Genomic DNA, 22,602 nt, shown 5'->3' with positions numbered 1-22,602 from the left:
AGGAGAGAAAAAATGTTACTTCACCAACGACAATTTATTATTGGACCTAAACCATATTTATTAAACAAGAATTGGTCTTATAAAAAAATAACATCAAAGTACTATTTATCTCATTGTAAAGATCTACCCGTTCTTCTTACTAAAGATGCTAATGAGTGCTCTTGGTTTCTAATAGGGTTAGCTTACCAGTCTGTTGCAGAACGAGCCGACCCTAAAAGCGAAATTCAATTTTCTCAAACAAAAAATGTATCAAAAGCATATACCAGTTGGTCTGGAAGGTGGGTATTAGTTGGCAACGATTCACTTCATATGGATGCGTGTGGTTTGTTAGGTTGTTATTATCAAATTATTAACAAAGGTAAAGCGAAAGAACTCATTATATCAAGTAGTGCAGCTCTAATAAATGAAGTTTCAAACCCATCACCCATAATTGAAAGTAGTTCTTATATTGAACATGCTAGAGGCATGGATTGGTTCCCTCCACCGCAATCTAAGTTTAGAAATATAAATCGACTTTTACCGAGTCAGATATTAAATTTTTCAAATAATAAAGAATTAATTACTCCACGTTCACTCTTATTTCCAATCTCACCAAATTTAAAATATGAAGAAAAAATATTTATATTAAAAGAATGTCTTTCTACTATTCTACGCAATATTGCAAAGGTAAATGAACCGATATGGATCGCGTTATCCGGCGGGTATGATTCACGGTTGTTATTATCTGCACTCCATTATACAGGTTTAGAAGCAAAATCATATACTTATGATAAACCCTCTATTTCTAAAGCTGATCTAAAATATCCACCTCTTCTGTCCAAATTAGTTGGGATTGAGCACCAATTAATAAAAAGAAAAAACTTCTCAAATGAAATTAGTAATTTATTTGATTCTCACACGGCCAAACATTGTGTAGATATTGATAGATCATATTTTGCACACGGGCAGTGGGGGAGCCTCCCAAAACCAGCTTTTATATTAAGAGGAGGAGTAAATTCGGTAGGGAAATGTAATTATTATAGAAAGTTCCCAGAAAAGTTACCTAATTCTCCACAGGAAATAACTCAATTAATCCTAAATGTATTTAAATTTAATCAAAATTCCCAAGCTCATCAAAAGGGGATTTTTGAATTTGCATCATGGATGTTAGCTAACCCTCAAAATCAATTAGATTGGCGTGAAAGGTTATTTATTGAACAAAGAATTGCAGGTTGGTTAAGCTCCATAGAACAAGGAATTGACTTAGCTGGGTATAATAGCCTGCATATTACGAACTGTACTTATTATCTTTCTGTGTTATTAAGTATTTCTGATCAAAAAAGAAAAGCTAAAAAACATATTGTTGACTTAATGCAACTTATGTCACCTAGCCTATTAAAATACCCTTTTAATAGAGTTTAGATAATATTGTGTGAAGGATCTTAACATCCTTTAATAAATGGTGGACTATAAAGTTAATAAAAAAGGAGAATAAGAAGTAGAAAAAGTTATCCTGCATGTGGGGAGGCATAGCAGGGACAATAAGTATCTAAAATGCATTTTGTGTCATCCTGAAAATTATCATGAACGGATATAACAAAGAGAAAATAAAAGTTAATTAATGAAATCCAGAAAACTTAAAGAAATTGACGTAGGTGAGCAGCCCGTATTGATTATTATACTTTTGGCTTTAATAATATCAAGGATTGTGGGTGGTATTTTTGAGTATAGAAATAACAATTATAATCCCAACGTATAACCGTTATCCTCTTAATCACCTCTCTTTAATTTCTTTAGAGAAGCAAGAATTTGAAATGTCAAAAATGGAAGTGATATTAATTGATGATAATTCATCTGATCAAACGAGTAGTTTAAAAAATTATAATCCACCATATTGTTATAAGTATATTAAGAATAAAAGGAATTTAGGGAGAGCTAAAACTAGAAATTTAGGAGTAAGATTGGCAAAGGGAAGCATTTTAATATTTCTTGATGCAGAAGTAATAGTAGAACCTAATTTTGTCAGTGAGCATTATAAACAACACCAGATAAATAATTCTGCAGTCTGCATAGGACGTTATTATAATAAGGTTTACTCTTGTTTACTACCTCAATTTAATAAAAAACAAGTTAAAGAGGTTTGTTTACTAACCAAAAGAGATTCAGATGTAAAAAAAAGAATACAACAAAGGTTGCCGAATAATCAACAGGTTAAAACGAACTTTAACAATATGATAATGAATATAAAACAACCCACTCAATTGTTGTTTGAAGCAGATATACATGCCCCCTTACTAAAGTCATTTTCGTTACGAGCAAGAAATTTTGAACAGATCGTTGATTGTGTTGAAAAGCACGCTAGGATACCTTGGATGGGTTGCATAACAATGAATCTATCTTTACGGAAATCGTTGATAGAGTTGGTCGGAGGTTTTGACGAAACGTTCATAGGTTGGGGACTTGAAGACTATGAGTTAGCGTTTAGGTTATATAAATTAGGAGCTGAATTTGTATTAGCTAATAATGTACGGGTTTCTCATCAAGAGCACCAAATCAGTACAGAAAGGCAAAATGAGTTAGCAAAGAATTTACTTAAGTTTCAACAAAAACATCCTTTTATTGAAATATTTATATTATCAATAAAATTAGTTAGAATTAAAAATAAATATCACCTTATGAATGATATCGTTACAGAATATTATGCTCTCCCAAATGATCAATTTATGGTGTTTAAAGAAGTAATTATTTCGATGTTAAAACAAGTTGCCTTATTGAAAGCTAATGAATTACGTATCACTAATCTTTTACAAAAAACTAAATTTGCTAAAACCGCAAATAAGAACCTTTTGTTGGAGCGAGATAAATTGGAATTCATGGGTCTAAGGAAGATAGTTAAATTATTCGATTATTTAACTAGTCTTTAGTTATTAAGTTAAATCAACTTGGAGGAAATTATGGACAAAACAAATTTTTTATTTACTTTTACTTCAGTACATGAAATGGAAAAGAAAAAGTATGATATGTTAATTATTGGAACAGGAGCTGGTGGTGGTGCTTCTATATGGAGGTTATGTCAAAAATGGAAAAATAGGAATAAACAAATTGGAGTTATTGAGGCAGGTGATATAATCCTTCCAGCTCATGTGAAAGATGTAAAGAATGGTAGGGAAAAAAAACACTTTCAAAATATTGCTAAACCATATGGAGAAGGTTTTTTGCAATTTTCAGGTTCAAGGCAACTTTTTGCTTTAGGTGGAAGAACATTATTCTGGTCAACGGTTAGTCCAAGGTTCCATAACAGTGAGTTTACTAATTGGCCTATTTCTATAAAAGAGATGGATACTTATTATCAAATAGCTGAAAAAAAACTTCATGTTACAAGAGATGCTTTTATGTCCACTGACTCCCATTTGACCCTTCAAAATTTAGGTATAGATGAAGTTCGGAACACTCCCAGGGCTGTTCTTAATGTACAAAAGAATTTTTTCAAACATTATAGCTCACTAATATTATTAAATGAAGCCTATTTACAAAAGAAATTTGATATAGCCATAAATTCTAGAGTAGTAAAAGTACTGATTGATGATAATCAAACCATAGGCGTACAAGTTATGACTGTAGATGATAAAACTGTTGTTATAAGGTCAAAAAACATTATTCTAGCGACTGGAGCATTAGAAACCCCTCGGATTCTACTACAATCTTGTATTAATGGAAATGCTATAGGTCGCTACCTTACTAATCATTCATCTGTTGCAGCACAAATTAGATGTAACCATAAAGCTGCTAAACCATTCCAAACTCGCCTCTTAATACCTCAAACAACTACTCGCCCTTATCAACTCCAACTATTTATATCCAATCGATTTATTTCAATTACTGGCTTTGGAAAAGTAGAGCCCAGAATAGAGAATAGAGTTTATATTGATCCACAACATACAGATGAATGGGGGATTTCGAAAATTAAAGTTGATTTTTCCTATAGTCCACAAGACTATAACATTATTAATCAAATGAAAAAGACAATAGAAGAGATTGTTAGCGCTTTAGACAAATCAATTTCGAAAGAAGAAAGTGCCTTTAGCATTAGTCTCAAACCTCCAGGTGACGATTACCACGAATCGAGTACTTGTAGAATGGGGCTTAACCCATCAACATCAGTTACCAATCCTTTTGGAAAAGTTTATGGTATTTCAGGATTATATATAGCTGATAATAGTATCTTACCTTCTACTGGTGCGGCTAATCCCGTTCTTACTACGGTCGCATTAGCGATGCGTAATGTAGATCATTTTGTTAATATATATGAAAAAAATAAGAGATAATCTTTAAGATTTTAAGATTATCTCTAACCACTGTTCACCAGTTTTATTAATATCAAAATGGTTCTTACAATACTCGATTACTTTTTTCTGCTTTGCCTTATAAACATAGGGATTTTTTTGTAAGTATTGAATGGTTTTCACTATTTCTTGCACATCTTTTTTTATAAATTCCTTAGGATATATCTTATCAGCACCATCCCATCCAGTAATCATAGGAATACTTCCTGATGCCATTCCTTCAGCAACAGCCAGGTGGAAACTTTCGTCATCACTAGTGGATAAAATGACCCCTATTTTTTTAAACCATTTATGAACAGCTGTGTCCCACTGATCAAAAATAATCGAGTCTTTATATGGTGAAGTTTTTATTCGATCGAAGAGTACTTCATAATAATTACGCTGATGGTCTTTATTCCAAACCCATTTTACTTTTGAAGGATGCTGACCTTTAAAATATAAAGTATAACGGTTATCAACCTTTCTTAGTTGTTCAAAAATATCAAGTGCTTTATCGGGCCTTTTTCTTTTTGTATGATAACCTAACATACCGATATTAAAAAAAGAGTGATTTGATTTACTTTTCTTAAATTTATTGACATCAACTGTATTATATATGACTCTTTTTTTTTCTGTTGGTATATTAATAATTTCTTCTACAACTCTTTGATAGTGAGGACCGACAAAGATTAATTTATTAATGTTTTTTATTTCCAACTTTTTTAAGTACTCTGTAGATGTCTCGAAACGGTGAAGTCGAACAAATAATTTTTGATGGGGAAGTTTGTTTTTTGAATACCAGACAGCATTTCCTAAGCACCACTCAGCTACAATAACATCAGCCCAATTTAAGTAATCACGACTCTTTTTTTCGTTATGCTTTTTAAAGCTATCCCAAGTATCAAATTTTATATCAAAAATAAGGTTATCCTTAAAGAATTCGATGATTTCTTTCATAAATTTATAATCGTGGCTAGCAAATAGCAGTTTAATTTTTTTCACAAAATCCCTCCATATCTTTAAGAATTTATTAGTTCCATCATTTCGCTCTTATTTCCATTTGCTTTTCTATATAAATTAAGAAGATTTCGGTTATTTTTTGCATTAGGACTCCTTTCCCATCCGATGCGGGGATGCCACAGATGGTAGATGTCGTGATTAAGCCGTTTTAATGGTCCACATAAAGTATTAACGGCATAACAAAATGCGTTGTCTTCACCACCCCACCCCGCAAAACGTTCATCAAATCCACCTACTAGGTTAAAATTAGTCCTTGAAATAATATTAATTCCTCCAGATATAGCTTTAGGACCATATTTAAATAGTAAGTAGTTACTATTTTCATTTTCTAAGTTAGGTGGCCAGTTTGGCACTGTTTTTAATAATTGATTAGATGTATTCATAGATAAATAGTGGATATTTTTAAAAGGGATGATCCATTTGTGAAAACGCAGTAAGCGTATTGATTCCAAAATACTTGAAGGTGAAATTATCATATCGGCATCAGCAATTACGAATATATCTCTTGTAGCTTTTTTAGCAGCTGAATTAATGGCTTTGCTTTTATTAAAAAGTTTATCATTAGTTATATGAATACATAACTCTGCTTCAGGCATAGTTGTTTTATAAAAATCGGTAATCCACTTAAAATTCAAATCTCTTTGCCCATTGTCAGGTTGAAAGGGAATCAGAATTGATACATTTTTAATCATCTTCTTTTCCTCCAGACATCGAGAAGCATTATTGTTTCCTCTTATTGCGTTTATTTCATATTTTGGTTCTTAAGTTTATTATTGCTAGATTAGGGTTATAAAAAATCTGTATTATATTTATATACCTTAAAATCCTTTTTAAATATTTCTTTTACTAAGTCAATTGTTTCATTATCATAAAAACTGTCGTAGGTTGGTAAGTTTTTTTTCCAGAACTCTTTATCAGGTATCATATCAGCATAATTTCCATCGTGTTTCATTCGTTTTGAATAGTGATGGTGTGAGTCAGTGATTTGTGAGAGGGGTGTTTTTAGAAGACCGTATTTTTCTTCGATTTCTAATATCTGTTTATTAAAATTTTCTAAGTAGATATAATTATTGATAAAAAATTCTTCACCATCAATATATTGCTGAGCAAAGTGACTTTCTACATTTGTAGCGCCTACCTTTTGAATATAATGTAAGAATTGTTTGAACGATATATTATTATTACTATTATTATTTGTAAAAAGAGCTTCCATAATTTTTTCATTTTGTATTTGTGAATAACGACTCCCTTTATTTAAATGATTAGAATAAAATAAATACGAACTAACAGCCCTTTTATAAGGATTACGGACTAGTTTAAATGTATCTTTTTTTGAAGTCATTATTTGCTCCATAATTTCTTTTTTGTAATTTAATTGCTTTTTATATACATTATTTTCGTACTTATGGATCCATGGGTGATATTCAAGTGCCTTCTTTAATAAACCATTTTGAGAAAAGAACCATTTGACTAATGAAGTACACCCACTTTTCTGGCTCCAAAATAGAATTAAAGGGAAGTCTTTATTGTAGAGTGGTGTTCTAAAATTTATTAACTTTTTCAAAGTTTGACCATCTTCTTTCATCATATCGCTCCTTTCTTTTCTACCAATAAAAGTGATTGGAAAGTATAAAGGTTATTCTTTTGAAGCTAAGTAAAAAGCATAATCTAGGGGAAGAGTTAGTGAATGATCATCTTTTATACGGATTGGGTGGGGAAGAGAATTTACTTCAAATATCCACAAATGTCCACTTTCGTCCATTCCGAGATCCAGTCCTAAATCAGCCATATGATGTCCTGATAAATCTAATGCATGACAAATTTTGTAGCCTAGCTCTTTTATAGACCTTTCCATTTCCTCAACTTTTTTTATATCGTATTTTAAGTTGGTTAAATTATTAATAGGAATAATAGCAGTTGGTCCAGGAATTAAATGACTGTTATTTGAAGCAATTCTGAATAATAAAGCTGAAACTTCCCATATACCGCATTTATTTCTATTCAAGTTAAGCCGTATATCTGTCGCTTTCCCATTCCACTTCATCGTTTGAATACCTTGTTGCATAAGATAAGTATTTTTAGATAACCTAGGCATTAACCACTTCCAAAATTTACGTATAGAACTGAAGTTGTTAACTCGCATTCTTCTTCCAGTTCCATAGTGAACTTCGATATTTTCTGTTGGATGCAATGTAACACGAATAACGCCTTTACTACTTGCTCCAAAAATGGGTTTTAAAAAAATGTTCTTATAGGTCGTCAAAAGTGTTTGTAATTGCGATTCACTTTCAAGCTTTTGTGAGTAAGGGAGGTGCCTTTGTAATATTTTATGCTCTTCAAGTAGTTTTGCCTCGGTAAATTTATCGAGTGTAAAAGTATTAAATACTTTTCGTCCGATAACATTTTCCATCTTCTTCACAATTTTGAGGTCAACACGACTTTGAAGGTAGATCACATCAGGAAAAGGTAAGGTACCTTCTTTCCATTCGCCTTCTTTATCTTCCAAATACTTCCCTCTTACACTTAAACTATTGAAATCTAAGTCAGAAAGATAAAATATGACAAAAGTAGCTTTACCATCAAAACAATTAATTCTTTCTTTTACTAAAGTACGTAGTGATACTTTCTGGTCTGATACACAAATTCCTATAATCGGTTGAGTGAAATTGTATTTCTCCATCGTTTCTCTCCTAATATAATAATAAACTATAATATGGTATGCATTAGAGGAGTAAGTGTATGGTTGATTGGCACTGTTTCATAAAAAAGCTGAAGACAAACAAATTTGTCTTCATAAAGACCTTTCTGTCAATTAAGTGTTAGGGGTTTAATGTGGTAATTCGTATAACTTATTTAATTTAAATTCAAGTGGGATATTTTGTGATCTGGGTTACATTTCATTATAAATAAATCAGATCCCACCTATTTTAGCTTTGTTATCGAAGACTAGATTACCGCCTTTTATATGCTATCCGTAAATAGGAACTTTGCTAGCTTCTTATCTATAAAAAAGGTTGTTAACAATTTATTCATTTATTGACGTTCTTCGTTTTTTCTATTAAAAATGTTTTTTATATTCGATATTAATGGTTTTAATCCCTTTGATTTTTGTGTTAAATAATATGCATAGTCTAGAGGCAATGTCATTGACTGATCCTGTAAATTATGAAACGGATAGGGCAGGTGATTCACTTCAAATATCCATAAATTTCCGTTTTGATCTATACCTAAATCTATCCCCAGGTCACCCATATGATACTTTGTTTTGTCGAACGTCTGGCAAATATTATATCCTAATTCAACAATTAAACTATTGATCTTATGCCTATTTCTATTAGGAAATAATTGCTTGAGCATTTGATTTAAGTGAATAGTAATATTACCTCGATTTCCAGCAGAGACAAATATTTGATTCAGCGCAAGCCTTCCAACAAGAAAACTCACTTCCCATAAGCCATGACTATTTTTATTCATGTTTAACCTTACATCTGTGGCCATACCTTTCCATTTGGCTGTATTGATTGCTCGCTGTATCATGTAATTACTCTGTTGGTATCTTTCAAAAAACCAACTAGAAAAGTCGTTAAAACTTTCGAACATTAATTCTTGTCTTTTACTAACACAGCTTACCTTTCCACTTCCCAACAACTTTATAAAAAATATCCCTTTTCCACTATGACCATTAATTGGTTTTAAAAATACTTCATTAAATCTATTTAAAGAGGCTAGAAGATTCTCTTGATTTTTTAGCAATTCAGTTTCTGGTAAATACCTCATTAGTCTTTTGTTTTTAGATAAGATCGAGATACACTCATATTTATTGTAGAAATGATTATTAAACACTTTACCAGGTATGATTTTTTCAATTGGTTTTATTTCCTCATATTGAAGTTCACTCTGAATATAAATTACATCGGGGAATGGATAAGTTCCCTTCTTCGATTTTACTTTTTGTTCACACAAAAAAAGGCACTCTCCAGAGACTGTTAAATCGATTAGGTTTAACTGATCCATGGTGAAGACAATGATAGTATTAAATGGAAGGTTATTATGTTTAAGTAATCTACTTTTAATCAACCGTTGAAAAAGTAACCGTTTTTCATTTTCTTTTCGGCCGATACATACTCCTAATATTGGCTTCTGAAGCTTTTCCTCTGGCATTATTATCACATCCTTTACGTTATCATATGTGGAATGTTTGAGATTGCTTTTTCCAATTGACCTAACTTAAGCAAATAGACGAGTACATAAGCATTTATCCCTTTCAAAGAATATGATATTAGTGTAGAAAAAATCTTAGTGTAGAAAGGATGAATTTTGATATGGCATGTGATTTAGTAACATCGCCTGGAAACGCTTACTATACATTTGAGTGGGAAGGCGATCTTGATCAAAACGTATTAGCATATCGTGTTAGAGGGACTTTGTCAGAGTGTGTTAATTCAACTCAACCTGACCTAAGTAATTTTAATGTAGGTTTTTTATGCCCTCCAGATATATTCGCAGGGCATCAAATGTTAGCTACTATACAATACTTTTTAGATGGAGAGGAGTTTGGTGATCCAGTTTTTGCTGTTGTAGAAATTGAGAATGGAACGCTTAAATTTGAACGACAACAAGATCCAGGTGAAGGACTCGATTTTGTCCTAAAGTCAAGAGCGTGTGTAGAAGAAGAGAACGATGCAACAAATGAAGCTCTTATTACGTTTCAACTGCCAGATGGCCCAATGTACAAACTGTGTCCTGTAGATCTAAGCTGGGAAGGTGGCGGTATGCCTCGTAGAGTGGAATCTTGTGAAAATTGTATTTGTGGCGTTTGTTGTGTTGCAAAAGGGTAATGTATCTATAGAATTAGTTTAACTTTTGGCAAAAATTTAACTTTTCATGAAAACGCCCCAATGAATACAAAAAGAGGTATAATCTCTTATCCGATTATACCTCATTTTGTTGTGAAACTCTCATTGTCCAAAGGTCAAGTATCCACTATAGAATTAAATCTTTTATTATTATGAAGAGTAAAAATTCTTATGCTACTTGCCCAAATAATCGGTTGAGTAAAGTTGGTATTTTTATCGGTCCTCTCATGATATATTAAGATCTACGTTGAGAGTAGTAAGAGTTTAGATTAGTGACTCTGTTTCATAAAAAAAGCTGAAGACAAACAAAGTTGTCTTCAGCAAGCTGTTTAGAAGTACTTAAAATAATATTAAACTGGTGGTGTTCCAAAAACACATTGTCGTAAAACCTCTACTGCATCCAGAATCGTTTGTATTCTTTGTATAGGTCCCTGTCCTGCTGAACCTTCAACAACCGCTGCGAAATCTGCAACACACTGTTGACATGCATTTTGGGGAAAAAATGGGCCTTGAGTGGTACCAAATACACATCGTAATAATTCGTTATAAGCTTCTAAAGCTGCTGCAAGTCTATTGGTAGATGGTAAATTGCGAATTGCAATTAAAAACTGACTAACACATTGCTCACATTGATTTGGTTGTACTCCCATATTGAATACCCCTTTCTTATTTTATTTAGGGAAACAACTTGTAAAAAGTTGCTCTTTTAAGGAGAGCTTTTCATCTCAATAATAGAGTATGTATAAGGAGTTAAACTGTTTGGATGATTTATTCAATGAATTAGTTGAATTTTAGATTTAGTATTCTTGTTATATACTTAAACTAAAAAATAGTCAATTCCCCCAAATAATAAATGACTTAAACTAAATGTATTAGATTTAAGAATTATTTAGGTAATTCTTCTTAGAAATTTACATTCTTTTAATTAGTCGGGAAATTTATTCACTATTTCATAAAAAAAGTAGAAGACAAACAAAGTTGTCTTCTACTTTTTTGTAGCTTATAGCTTAATTGTTAGTTCTAATCAAATACACATCGGAATAATAAATTTCTCTGGCCATCAAGCGCAGCTAGTTTTAAATCCGCTGGTACAAAAGGTGCAGCGATTGTAGCTCTAGCGGCAGTGATAAAAAGGTGAACACACTGTTCACATCCGATGAGTTGCTGTTCGTTTACTGGACCATTTCCACCAAATACACAGAATTGTAAATTGTCAATTGCACTACTAATTTGGTTTAATTGTGAAGAAGCACTATCACCAGAATTTCTTATATTTTGGTAGGTTGTTAAGAACTGGTCTACACACTCTTGACAAGTTAATGGTTGTAATCCCATATTAATTCCCTCCTTTCTTATTTATCTTAAGGGAAACAACTTGTAAAAAAGTTGCTTTTGTATGAGAGTTTTTCATCTCAATAATAGACTATGTATAGGGAGTTAAACTGCTTGGACGATCTATTCAATGAATTAGTTGAATTTTAGATTTAGTATTGTGGTTACATTTTTAAAATAAGTAAGAGTCGAAGCCTAAGTTATAATGGCTTCGACTAAACCTACTAGTCTAATAGTTTTTAAGGGTTACTCAGGTGGTGCTACTATTGGAAATACACATCCATCTAATATATTTACTAGTGTGCCAATATCTGCTAATTTAGCTTCTTCACTTAGGTTATCATCTATTGCAAAATAAGAATTTAGAAAAGTGTCAACACACAATTCACATCCATTTACAGGTTCTTGTTGTATACCAACTGAAGCTATGCCGAAAACACATAATGATAAGTCGACAACGGCATTATTAATTGCAGATAATTTTTCGTCATCGTCTAGAGTATTGTCGTCGCTTATATCAATATAGGATGTAAGAAACTGTTGAACACACTCTTCACAAGATAGTGGACCATTTCCCATTTAAGTCTCTCCCTTCATTCTTTAATTTTGGAAAGTAACTAGTTAAAGTAACATTTCCCTTTTAATTAATTGTTACAATATATTAGTAGTTTATGTTGATTGGAGAAAATGTGCCTGGGGTAACTATTCATTGTATATGTACATTTTTATATTACATATAAAAAGCATAGAAACATGTCAGAGTAATAGCGAATATAATAATAAAGGTGTTAGGAAAATTAACACGAGTCAGATAATAATTATGTTTCTTGTCCATATAGCGAGTTGCTAAAATGACTGTGAAACCAACAATCTTTAAATAGAAAGGAGGAACAGTCATGCCAAAAGTTACGATAATATTAACTTGTTATAATAAACCAGAAACAGTCGGCAAGGCGATCGAAAGTGTAATTAACCAAACATTCCAAGATTGGGAATTACTCATAATGAATGATAATTCTAATTTAAAGACGACAAAGATCATTAAATCGTATCTTAATGATCAAAGAATTCACTATTATAATAGTGAGATAAAAGATGGAGACCGTTATAAAACAACCCGATATGCAACGCTAATTAACGAAGCTATTTCATTATCGACAGGGAAGTACCTTTCTTATTTAACGGATGATAGTGAATATTTGCCTGAACGGTTAGAAGTAATGTCAGAGTATTTAGATACTCATCCTGATATTCATATCGTTTATTCGAAGCAGATTACGCGAAAGTTAAATGAAAATCATACCCTCATCTTTCAAAGTACTAGGCAAACGAAAGGAGTTTTGCGAAAGGCAGCGAACCTAGTCGATCATTGTTCGGTCATGCATACACGAAAAGCGATGGAAGTAGTCAAAGAAAAGTACAATAATTATTGGGATGATGACCCTAAACATTGGCATAATGCAGATGCAGTAGCTTGGGCTCGTTTAAATGAATTTTATTTATTTCATCCCCTCGAAAAAACATTGGATATCAGTTATAAAACTCCTTATTCGTTTCAGACGCTGAATTTGTATATCCCTGAAAAAATACCAGATGGAGTGATAATTAAGGGGTTATCCCCAGATGTATATTTAGTAGATAAGCAAAAAAGAAGAAAAATCACGGAAGGTATGTTTGACAAGTTAAAATATAAAAAAGGTAAAATAATAAAAATCCCGGACCCATTTGTATTTAAATACCCACTAGGATCACCTATTGATGATACTATTTTAAAAAATGGTAAAATACCGAATCAACTTCTTATAAAAAGTTCTAATTCTCCCAATATTTATTATATCCAGAACGGTAAGAAAAGAATGATTGTTAATGCTCAAGCGATGAAAAGATATCATTTTAAGCATAGTGATATTGTCCTTCTTGACCCAGTAGTAATACAAAGATTACCAGATGGGCCACCTCTAGGAATGAAAATTATGTCACATACAAAATTACCAGATGGAGCATTATTTACATGTAAGGGAAAGTTTTATATTAGCGAAAATAATTGTTTGTACCCAATATATTACAAGTGTATTAATAGGTTAAAGTATTCTATGAACGATATTGTTAAGCTTCATCAACACGAATTAGATTATTTTAAACAGGGCCCACTAATAACATGGAATCATTTAAAAAAATGAGGATGCTTCTAAAGGGTCTGCCATCGCCTAATATATACAAAGGTATGGAAACCTGTGCTTGTTTTCAAAACTATATATTGCCTTTGCCTACTAAAGTGCAGACCCTTCACTAAACTCTTACCTTAATTTTCATCATAGGCAATTATACAAACGTTTGAAAAGGCGCTCACATAGTATAGCAGTATTAAAAATGTTGTTCTAAGAAGGTGGAAATTTTGAAGAATCTGTATTTGTTAGGTGCCCATTTTTTTGAAATTGTAAAATTAATAGATGCTATTAATAGCGAAACGCCTACCTGGAAAATTGCTGGCTTTTTAGAAGACAGGAAAAATCCTCATAAAGAAATCATTAATAACTATCCCTACTTAGGTCCCACCAGTAATATTAGCAAAATACCAAAAGATGAAAACAATTATTTTATAAATAATTCAGATGAGATGAAGGTTTATTCACAGCTTCTTCTGCGTGAGAATTGTAATATTCCTAATTTAATACACCCTACCATAGAGATGAAATATGTTGAGATTGGAAAAGGATGTATAATTCCAAAAGGTTGTATTGTAGGTTCAAATACTAAACTAGGGAATTTTGTAACTGCACGGTACAATAGTTTAATAAGTCACGATGTAACAGTAGAAGACAACGTAGTTATCGCTCCAGGGGCAAAGGTTGTCGGTAGAGCAATTCTAAAAAGAAACTGTTTTATTGGTGCAGGAGCAACAGTGTTAAATGAGGTTACCGTTGGAGAAGGAGCAGTTGTAGGAGCTGGGGCTGTCGTAACGAAAGATGTACCTCCAGGTGTAGTGGTTGTTGGAGTTCCTGCAAGCATAATAAAAAAGGGGGATAAAGGTGAAAAAGCTAATTATTAATCTTGCGCCTACTGGAATGATTCCTACTAAAGAAATCACTCCTCATATTCCTATCCATCCACAAGAAATCATTAAAGATGTCCTACATTGTAGTTCTATGGGGGCTTCTATGATACACATTCATGCCCGTGATAGCAAAGGGTTACCAACCTATCATAAAGAAATTTATGCTAAAATCATTTCAGGTATTAGAGAAAAAAGACCAGATTTAATTATAGTCGCTTCAACAAGTGGAAGGAATTTTCCAGAATTTAAACAGCGGTCAGATGTTTTACAATTAGAAGGGGATTTGAAGCCTGATATGGCTAGTCTAACATTAAGCTCCCTAAATTTTATGCAAAGTGCCAGTGTAAACAGCCCTGATATGATTATGCAGTTAGCTAAAGAGATGAAAGAAAAAGGAATAAAACCTGAATTAGAAGTTTTCGATATGGGAATGGTGAATTATGCAAAATATTTAATCAAAAAGGGGTTAATTGATCCTCCTTATTATTTTAATATCCTTCTCGGTAATATTGCCAGTGCCCAGAGTACTTTACAGGAAGCTGGATTAATCCTTTCATCTCTCCCACAAAATTCTATTGTTTCTTTGACTGGACTCGGCGCAAGCCAAAAAGAAATGAATGGATTAGGTGTGATATTTGCTGATGGAGTACGGGTTGGTTTAGAAGATAATATTTGGTTGAGTAAAGAAGAGAATAAATTAGCTACAAATTCTAACTTAGTAGAACGTGTTATAAAAATAGCCAATAGTTTAAATCGTCCAATTGCCTCGGCGAATGAAGTGAGGGAGTTGTTAGGGTTAGATAATTAACTACAATATAAATAAATATCCCACAAACTGAAGTGCCCTAAAAATTAGCTTCAACTTTTCATAAGAGTATATAAGCCAAACAGTATCAGACACAAAAAGATATTCAACACAAAAAGGATAGTCTAACTTCTATTAATTTTTATCTTTAATAGATGTTAGACTTTTTTCTAGTTCTATTTCAACTCTTTGATAGTAAGGAAAGACAACAGAAATTATTTTTTTATAATACTCATCATTTTAATGAGTCGATGAATAAATGTATCATTTTCTAAAACTTTCTGTCTTGCTTTTTTAGCAATTTTAATTCTTTCATTTTCATGCTGATGGTAGTAATTTATTTTCGCTAATAAATCTTCCATTGAGGTAAATGAAACAATTTCTTTTTCTTCATTAAAATGATGATAAAGGTCTCTTTTTCTATCAATAAGTTGAAAGGCTTCACAACAGGCAATATCAAATGTTCGGTTATTTATACTATTATTGACCACTCCTTTTTCATTACGATTATATTTATATTGAAACGGCCGATGTGAGTTTAGAATGATTTTTGTATTACTATAGAAGGATGATACTCTTTTAGGAGTCATCCATTGGTTAATGATTTTTAGGTTTGGTTTTCGATTATAGCTTGGAAGTGCAAGGTGCCAATTGCCTCCAATTGTTAGAATAGTGTATGAAGAGTGGTCAAGAAGGTATTTTGTTAATTTGACTCGTTCGGGATAAGGGTAACCGACAAAACAAAGGTCAAAGAAAGAGTTTTTATTTTCAAGTTGAGGAGAATAAATGTCTGGGTTTGTTCCTAATGGTAGATGATGAATATTTTTGTGACCAGCAGCTGTATAAAACTCTACACAAGACGATTCAATGGTAAAAACGTAATGAAAGTGATGAATGAGATCAATCGTTTTATCCGTATAATAAGGGTCCTCTGTCATCCATATAGCAGTAGGAACCTTGCTTTTTTTAATGATGGATAGTATGGAGGGAGTTAATTTAAATCCGACCATAGTAAGGATAAGATCCGGTTTAAAAGAACTAATCATTTTTTTTAGAGCTTCATCTCCATATGAGACATGAAAACTTTTAACTTGATAATCTAATTGTGAAAGAGATTTAAGGATTGATTGATCAAAATACAAGTATATCCGTTTAAACCCAGAAGGTATATATAATATTTTCAAATGGTTCACCCTTTTCTCAACTGGAATTATGAGTTGACTTATAATGTTATTAACTATATTTATGTAATAAAAAAACAGATGATATAAAAATAAACCAAAAAAGTTATTGGACCAATGGGTTAATGTTTGCATAGGATAAGGTATATAGGTAACTAAATAAAAAAAGTTCTTTCTTAAAGAATGATGTTTTTTGTTCTTGGGCTGTTATCCAAGCGTAAGCTTGGTTCTTCACGCTTTAACGTGAAGCTTTTTGAAGTAAATTAACCAGATGGTCAAATGAATTTGTCCATTAGGGCTTATTTATTTCAAAAAAACGGTCCAATTGCAAAAAAAAGTTTCGAAAACAACCAAAAATAAAAAGGGAAGACCCCTTTTTATTTTATGAATTCGGAAAAACTGTTGGACATTGTGGTGGTGGGGAAACAGCTGGACAAGTAACCGCTATTTCCTCACGAGGCTCACAAAACTCCGCTCTAATTCTTATTTTAACTGGAGCTTCCATTTGTACGTTTAAACAAAAATCTATTGTAACAAAAAGACTTTCGAATGAAGAATTGTCACACCGTAAAATAGCATTACAAGAAAAAGTTGATAAATGACAAACTACTCTTGTACCTTCTGGGGCGCAAAGGATAAATTGTTGAGGTCGACTTGTGAATTGTTGTGGGTCTGAAACACAAACGACACGATTTAAATTATCTCTGATTTCAACTACAAAAAAGCCACGAGCAATTATTCTAACTCTTTGCAGCATAATCGTTTGCCCAGAAGGGAGGGAAACGGGTACATCTTGCCGTTCTCCAATTTCTTCACAAATAATTGCTTTTGGGTCGGTAAAGTCAAGTCTATTTCCGTTACTATCGGATAGGAAACAGGTGGCACGGTTTCCGAAAAAACAAGGGTTGGCTGCACTCCCTGTAACATCATTGCATTCAAAGTTAAGTTGATTTAAACCATCATTACCAACATAATTTCTTGAAACTTCGATTTGCCGGGTTACCCAGTCGTACACTTTTTTTACACTAATACATAAATCTTCTTGTATAGGTCTAATTTTCATTGTTCTATCCCCTTTTCATTCAGATACTTCATCCTATGGTTTAACCTATTACTTGGACTAGATGAATGCATTGCTGCAAATATGGAGTTTTAAAGGGAAAAAAATTAGTTTCGGTCTAACTCTAGTTAAAACCTATACAAATATGCTAGTTAAAAGTTAATAATAATTTTATTTAAAGCAGGAATTCCTTGTTGGAGTTCTTTAAAGTAAATAAACCCTTCTACAATGACTGAATTTTTTTCTTGAGGCTTATTAAGTTTTAAGTCAAAGTTGGAGAAAAAAAGTTTTTCGCCAGGCTTTAATTCATTACTTTCCTTTGGACGTAACCAATACTCCCCAGATTCTTTTGCTTTTTCTTTGAAATTTTGATTTAAATACTGCCACTCCAATGAATTTGTGGCGTCTACAATCATTTCACTACGTGGAGTTGCTTCAATTTTCCCACCAAGCATTCCAGAATGTGCTGGCTTAATTTTTATACAAACCACGGGTATGTTTAGTGTATCTTCTCCCATATTTTCGATAATAAAATTTCCCATTATAAGTACTTCTTTTTCTTGTTCTTGCTCATCTTCATCAGGTAATACAACAGAGTAATTAAAAAATGCTTGACATCTAATTCCTTTTTGTTCATCTGACATTGTATAACCTCCTTAAAATCTAATATCTAACTCATATGTATGTTAAAGGTATCGACAATATTTGTTTAGAAAAAGAAAAAGACAGCGTTTTGGCTGTCAGTTACGTACATATTATTCGAAGGGTGACATTTCTTATTTGATTCGTTTGATTATTTCTTACCGTTAGAACAGCAGTAGCATTACCAGGATTTTTACAATGAACCCGTACCCCATCTTCACGATTTCTAGTTTCTAACGTTACTTTAGCTATTCCAGTAGGTGATACAGAGTTTATTTGAGTAACTGTTTGATTAGGTCCAAAACTTACAAATACTGGTTTGCATACTTTCCCCTGTATATCTCGTACATCACTTATTGGAAAAATATTAGGACATTGAGGCGGAACAAGGGGTGAGGGGCATTCAAATGGAATTTCTTGACGTGGTTGACAGAAATCAGCTGTTATTGCTAGTTTTACGAAAGCTTCCATTTGAATGTTTTGGCACATACTTATATGGACATCAATTTGATTGAATGATCCGTCTGAATTACAACATTGAATAGCTTCACATTGTAGGTTTGTTATTTCACATTGAACTTTTGACCCTTGTGGTGCACAGAGGAAAAAACTTTCAGTAATTGAAAACGGTTGTGGATCAGAAATACAAACAACCCTATTCCCGTTAGAGATTTGAATTACATAAAATCCTTTTTTTAACACTTTTACTTTTTGCAGAGTGATAGTATTTCCATTAGGAAGTTCAAAGTTAATATCTGTACGATTTCTTGGTTCAGTTAATTCTTGACATAAAATAGCTCCAGGTTCTTCAGGGTTAATGGGGTTTCCAAAGGAATCTGTAATGATGCAATCAATCGTTAAATTGTTACAAACGATTCCAACAGTATCGTTACAGATATCGTTGAAAAAATGACATGGATCAGTAAAAACTTCTGAAAAACCATTACATTTGAAATTAAGTTCCCTTAAACCCTTTGTTCCATTATACATTCTTGAAAAATCGACTTGTCGAGTTACCCAATCATAAACTTTTGGAACGCGTATACAAAGTGCCTCACTTATTGGGCTGCTTTTATTCATACCAATCATCCTTCCATATTTTGGACTAATATATAGTATGTATTAGCCTTAATGGTTGGATAAGTCATTAGTTTAGTAATCGAATTATTTTGGATAAATTGATTATTTCATCTAATAAATACCCTTTTACTTGGGACGAACAATGGTGGAGAATTAAATAAAAATAAATAAATAAAATTCCACGCATACTTTGGACTTTTGTCATATACTTAAAATTTGAAGTTGAGTATATATAAATTAGAGAGGTGAATAAGGAGGTCTACCTTATCATTTTCATCATATATATAAGAAAAAAAGGAGGGGTTAACCTCCTAAAGAAGATGAATATGATTAAACTTAATAGTCGTCGTTCCCTGGAAAAATTTCAGGGCATTGTGGTGGGAAATCAAGTGGCGGACAAGAAAACGGTACTTCAGGGCGAGGTTGACAGAAGTCTGCTGTAATTTCCAGTTTCACAATTCCTTCCATTTGAATGTTTTGGCACATGTTAATGGAAACATCGATTTGTTGAAAGACTGGATCTCCTTCTTCATCCTCTTTACAAATTAAATTGACATCACATTCAATATCGGTAATTTCACATTGTAAGAATGTTCCTTCAGGAGCACAAAGGAAAAATTTCTCTGCGACTGCAAAGGATTGAGGTTCAGAAGTGCATACAATAGATCCGGAAGCATTAGATATTTTCACGATAAAATATCCCTTTTTTAAAACCTTCACTTTTTGTAGGGTAATGATTTCGCCATTGTGAAGAGTGATGTTCACATCTTGTCGACCATGCTTCTGTGGAATTTCAGTGCATAAAAGAGCACCATCTAATAATGGATCAATAGGATTCCCATAAGAATCTGTTAATATGCACTCTATCGATAATGGACCCATTCCGGCTAATGAAGTACAAGGATCGACACAATGATGACCGTTGCAGCTAAAGTTTAACGTTTTTAAGGCTTCCATGCCTGTAAATGATTGTAGTGGAACATCTACTTGTCGAGTCACCCAGTCATACACTTTAGGTACTTTAATACAAAGAGTTTCTTTTCTTTTCTTCTTAGACTTTTCAAACATGATGACCATTCCTTTCATTGCTGATTGGGCTAATGTCTTGGGCTAATGTCTAATTTCATAGTATGAAATAACAAATTTTATGTGCCAGTCTTAAGATATTTTTTGTGTGAAAAGGAAGGTGCATTTTCAAACAAACAAAAAAAGAGGGGGGCGGCCCTCTTTTTTTGTTTGTTTATGATGAAGGGAAAATTTCAGGACATTGTGGTGGGAATTGTAATGGTGGGCATTCAAACGGCAACTCTTGACGAGGTTGACAAAACTCTGCCGTAATTTCTAGTTTTACTAAAGCTTCCATTTGAATATTTTGGCACATGTTAATGGAAACGTCGATTTGTTGAAAAATAGGATCACCATTTTCATCTTCTCCACAAATTAGGTGAGCATCACATTCAAAGTCTGTTATTTCACATTGCAAATGAGTTCCTGGAGGAGCACAAAGGAAAAACTTTTCTGCAACAGCGAAATGTTGTGGAGCTGAAGTGTATACTATATTCCCTGCCGCATTTGTAACCTGAACAATGAAGTACCCCTTTTTCAATACTTTCACTTTTTGAAGCGTGATCTCTTCACCGTCTGGGAGAGTAATTTCTACTTCTTGTCTCCCACCTGTTTGTGGAATTTCTGTACAAAGGATGGAGCCGTGTACTAATGGGTCAACAGGATTCCCTTGAGAGTCAGTAATAATGCATCGAACTGATAATGCCCCCATTCCAGCTAGCTCCGCACAAGGATCTAAACAACCATTTTCATTATTATTTAAATGGAAGTTTAGTTGCTTCAACCCATTCTCTCCATTAAAAGCTTGAAGTGGAACATCGACTTGTCGAGTCACCCAATCATAGACTTTAGGTACTTTAATACAAAGGGTTTCTTGTTGTCCCTCAATTGGTTTAATTTCCATAATGTAAAACTTCTCCTTTCAACACATTCTGTTATAGGGTGTATTCCCAATGTTATATTATGTGGGGGCTATTTTTTTGTGATGAAAATTTTTGGAAATGTCATGAGGAAACTTACCAAGTAATTAAAAAGTACATAAAACTTTTATAAAAAAAGCTGTTGACCGAAGAGTCAACAGCTGAATTAGTTTGCTATGTTAGCTACCTGGGAAAATTTCAGGACATTGCGGTGGAACTTGAAGAGGAGGGCACTCAAACGGTAGTTCCTGGCGAGGTTGACAGAAGTCTGCCGTAATTTCTAATTTTACCATTGCTTCCATTTGAATGTTTTGGCACATACTGATTGCGACATCAACTTGGTTAAATGTTCCATCTGGATTACAACAAAGAGTTGCATCACATTGAAAATCTGAGATTTCACATTGTAAATGAGTACCTGGAGGTGCACAAAGGAAAAACTTTTCTACAAGTGCAAATGATTGGACATCAGAAGTACATACAATACCATTGCCATTCGTTACTTGAATGATAAAAAATCCTTTTTTAAGCACTTTTACTTTTTGGAGAGTTACAGTGTCTGGTGTAACTCCATTTGGAATAGTAAATTCAAAACTTTCACGATTTCTAGGGTCTGTTAATTCCTGACATAAGATCGCACTAGGTTTTTCAGGATCAACTGGATTACCCATTGCATCGGTAATAATACATTCAACTTGTAAATTATTACAAACAATCCCATGTTTAGTATTACAATAACTATTGCTATTCCCATTTAAAAGTTCGCAAGGGTCAGCTGCTATTCCTGTTACACCATTACATTCAAAATTAAGGTCAGCTAAACCATTTGTACCATTAAATGATCTAAAAAAGTCAGCTTGACGAGTCACCCAATCATACACTTTAGGTACTCTAATACATAAAGTTTCTTGACAACCTGTAATTGGAGTAATTTTCAATTCAATCTTCCTCTCGTAAAAAGTTTAGTAGGTGTTTACCACACTGTATAGTATGTACGCCCTTATAATTTGTTTGGGTGCCTGCACATTTTCCTCAATATTTATCTAATTTTTTTTCATAAAAAAGAAACAATTCATCATTCGCCCATATACATAATACAGATGGATAATATCTGCACTTAATTAGAAATGGTTTGTTTTATGCGGATCTAGTTGTCTTTTCAAGTCAGAAGGCCAATTGTAAATGATACAACCATTCAACAGTTAAGTTTAAAAATTTAATATAGTGATCTTAATGAATTCATAAGTTTACGTTGGCAGTAGAAGTAAAAATGAAGTTTTACTCG

At 32.8% G+C, this 22,602-nt stretch carries 22 protein-coding genes; 7 read left to right on the top strand and 15 right to left on the bottom strand.

Features of this window, described 5'->3' with window-relative positions:
- The first annotated feature begins 12 nt into the window (after positions 1–12).
- The 3 genes from GKP30_RS04635 to GKP30_RS04625 all read left to right on the top strand — a co-directional run bounded on the left by GKP30_RS04635 (position 13) and on the right by GKP30_RS04625 (position 4,304).
- Positions 13–1,401: an adenine nucleotide alpha hydrolase family protein gene (locus GKP30_RS04635; protein WP_216828236.1), complete on the top strand. Its 1,389-nt coding sequence runs from the start codon at positions 13–15 to the stop codon at positions 1,399–1,401.
- A gap of 299 nt (positions 1,402–1,700) precedes the next feature.
- Entirely contained in the window at positions 1,701–2,903 is a 1,203-nt protein-coding gene (locus tag GKP30_RS04630; RefSeq protein WP_216828235.1) for a glycosyltransferase family 2 protein, read from the top strand.
- A 30-nt stretch (positions 2,904–2,933) separates the two neighbouring features.
- Positions 2,934–4,304: a GMC oxidoreductase gene (locus GKP30_RS04625; RefSeq protein WP_216828234.1), complete on the top strand. Its 1,371-nt coding sequence runs from the start codon at positions 2,934–2,936 to the stop codon at positions 4,302–4,304.
- Between the two features lie 3 nt (positions 4,305–4,307).
- Here the strand turns inward: GKP30_RS04625 and GKP30_RS23720 are convergent, their stop codons facing one another.
- The 5 genes from GKP30_RS23720 to GKP30_RS04600 all read right to left on the bottom strand — a co-directional run bounded on the left by GKP30_RS23720 (position 4,308) and on the right by GKP30_RS04600 (position 9,482).
- Complete coding sequence (locus tag GKP30_RS23720) at positions 4,308–5,303, bottom strand: glycosyltransferase family 4 protein (protein ID WP_216828233.1); 996 nt, start codon at positions 5,301–5,303, stop codon at positions 4,308–4,310.
- Between the two features lie 17 nt (positions 5,304–5,320).
- Positions 5,321–6,013, bottom strand: a complete 693-nt coding sequence (locus GKP30_RS04615) for a glycosyltransferase family 2 protein (protein ID WP_236034898.1) — start codon at positions 6,011–6,013, stop codon at positions 5,321–5,323.
- Between the two features lie 95 nt (positions 6,014–6,108).
- A complete protein-coding gene (locus tag GKP30_RS04610) occupies positions 6,109–6,906 on the bottom strand; it encodes a sulfotransferase family 2 domain-containing protein (protein WP_216828232.1) in 798 nt (265 codons plus the stop codon).
- Between the two features lie 51 nt (positions 6,907–6,957).
- Positions 6,958–8,001: a YheC/YheD family endospore coat-associated protein gene (locus GKP30_RS04605; protein WP_216828231.1), complete on the bottom strand. Its 1,044-nt coding sequence runs from the start codon at positions 7,999–8,001 to the stop codon at positions 6,958–6,960.
- Positions 8,002–8,354: 353 nt separating this feature from the next.
- Entirely contained in the window at positions 8,355–9,482 is a 1,128-nt protein-coding gene (locus GKP30_RS04600; RefSeq protein WP_216828230.1) for a YheC/YheD family protein, read from the bottom strand.
- 161 nt (positions 9,483–9,643) lie between these two features.
- Between GKP30_RS04600 and GKP30_RS04595 the strand changes: the two genes are divergently transcribed.
- Entirely contained in the window at positions 9,644–10,159 is a 516-nt protein-coding gene (locus GKP30_RS04595; protein ID WP_216828229.1) for a hypothetical protein, read from the top strand.
- Positions 10,160–10,527: 368 nt separating this feature from the next.
- On the opposite strand, the gene GKP30_RS04590 is transcribed toward GKP30_RS04595, so the two are convergent.
- From GKP30_RS04590 to GKP30_RS04580, 3 genes are all read right to left on the bottom strand, one after another.
- Positions 10,528–10,827: a hypothetical protein gene (locus tag GKP30_RS04590; protein ID WP_216828228.1), complete on the bottom strand. Its 300-nt coding sequence runs from the start codon at positions 10,825–10,827 to the stop codon at positions 10,528–10,530.
- Positions 10,828–11,197: 370 nt separating this feature from the next.
- Positions 11,198–11,512, bottom strand: coding sequence for a hypothetical protein (locus GKP30_RS04585; RefSeq protein ID WP_216828227.1), 315 nt, complete (start codon positions 11,510–11,512; stop codon positions 11,198–11,200).
- Positions 11,513–11,755: 243 nt separating this feature from the next.
- Positions 11,756–12,088, bottom strand: a complete 333-nt coding sequence (locus tag GKP30_RS04580; RefSeq protein ID WP_216828226.1) for a hypothetical protein — start codon at positions 12,086–12,088, stop codon at positions 11,756–11,758.
- A gap of 317 nt (positions 12,089–12,405) precedes the next feature.
- Here GKP30_RS04580 and GKP30_RS04575 point away from each other — a divergent pair, with 317 nt between their 5' ends.
- From GKP30_RS04575 to GKP30_RS04565, 3 genes are all read left to right on the top strand, one after another.
- A complete protein-coding gene (locus tag GKP30_RS04575) occupies positions 12,406–13,689 on the top strand; it encodes a glycosyltransferase family 2 protein (RefSeq protein ID WP_216828225.1) in 1,284 nt (427 codons plus the stop codon).
- A gap of 215 nt (positions 13,690–13,904) precedes the next feature.
- Positions 13,905–14,558 (top strand): NeuD/PglB/VioB family sugar acetyltransferase, encoded by a 654-nt coding sequence (locus GKP30_RS04570; protein WP_236034897.1) that lies wholly within the window; start codon positions 13,905–13,907, stop codon positions 14,556–14,558.
- Positions 14,539–15,372, top strand: a complete 834-nt coding sequence (locus tag GKP30_RS04565) for a BKACE family enzyme (RefSeq protein ID WP_216828224.1) — start codon at positions 14,539–14,541, stop codon at positions 15,370–15,372. The genes GKP30_RS04570 and GKP30_RS04565 overlap by 20 nt, the downstream gene beginning before the upstream one ends.
- A gap of 212 nt (positions 15,373–15,584) precedes the next feature.
- Here GKP30_RS04565 and GKP30_RS04560 read toward each other — a convergent pair whose 3' ends face one another.
- The 7 genes from GKP30_RS04560 to GKP30_RS04530 all read right to left on the bottom strand — a co-directional run bounded on the left by GKP30_RS04560 (position 15,585) and on the right by GKP30_RS04530 (position 22,255).
- Positions 15,585–16,553, bottom strand: coding sequence for a CgeB family protein (locus GKP30_RS04560; protein ID WP_216828223.1), 969 nt, complete (start codon positions 16,551–16,553; stop codon positions 15,585–15,587).
- A gap of 379 nt (positions 16,554–16,932) precedes the next feature.
- Entirely contained in the window at positions 16,933–17,613 is a 681-nt protein-coding gene (locus GKP30_RS04555; RefSeq protein ID WP_216828222.1) for a BMQ_0737 family morphogenetic spore coat protein, read from the bottom strand.
- Positions 17,614–17,762: 149 nt separating this feature from the next.
- Positions 17,763–18,254 carry a hypothetical protein gene (locus tag GKP30_RS04550; RefSeq protein WP_216828221.1) on the bottom strand — a complete coding sequence of 164 codons (492 nt, stop codon included), beginning with the start codon at positions 18,252–18,254 and terminating at the stop codon, positions 17,763–17,765.
- A 100-nt stretch (positions 18,255–18,354) separates the two neighbouring features.
- Positions 18,355–19,332, bottom strand: coding sequence for a BMQ_0737 family morphogenetic spore coat protein (locus GKP30_RS04545; RefSeq protein ID WP_216828220.1), 978 nt, complete (start codon positions 19,330–19,332; stop codon positions 18,355–18,357).
- Positions 19,333–19,668: 336 nt separating this feature from the next.
- Entirely contained in the window at positions 19,669–20,400 is a 732-nt protein-coding gene (locus GKP30_RS04540; RefSeq protein WP_216828219.1) for a BMQ_0737 family morphogenetic spore coat protein, read from the bottom strand.
- Between the two features lie 172 nt (positions 20,401–20,572).
- Entirely contained in the window at positions 20,573–21,301 is a 729-nt protein-coding gene (locus GKP30_RS04535) for a BMQ_0737 family morphogenetic spore coat protein (protein ID WP_236034896.1), read from the bottom strand.
- Positions 21,302–21,496: 195 nt separating this feature from the next.
- On the bottom strand, positions 21,497–22,255 hold the full coding sequence (locus tag GKP30_RS04530) for a BMQ_0737 family morphogenetic spore coat protein (RefSeq protein WP_216828218.1): 759 nt from the start codon (positions 22,253–22,255) through the stop codon (positions 21,497–21,499).
- Positions 22,256–22,602 lie beyond the last annotated feature (347 nt).

This window comes from Alkalihalobacterium elongatum (assembly GCF_019024285.1).
Lineage (GTDB): Bacteria > Bacillota > Bacilli > Bacillales > Bacillaceae_F > Alkalihalobacterium > Alkalihalobacterium elongatum.
This window is presented reverse-complemented; position numbering and strand designations above follow the sequence as displayed.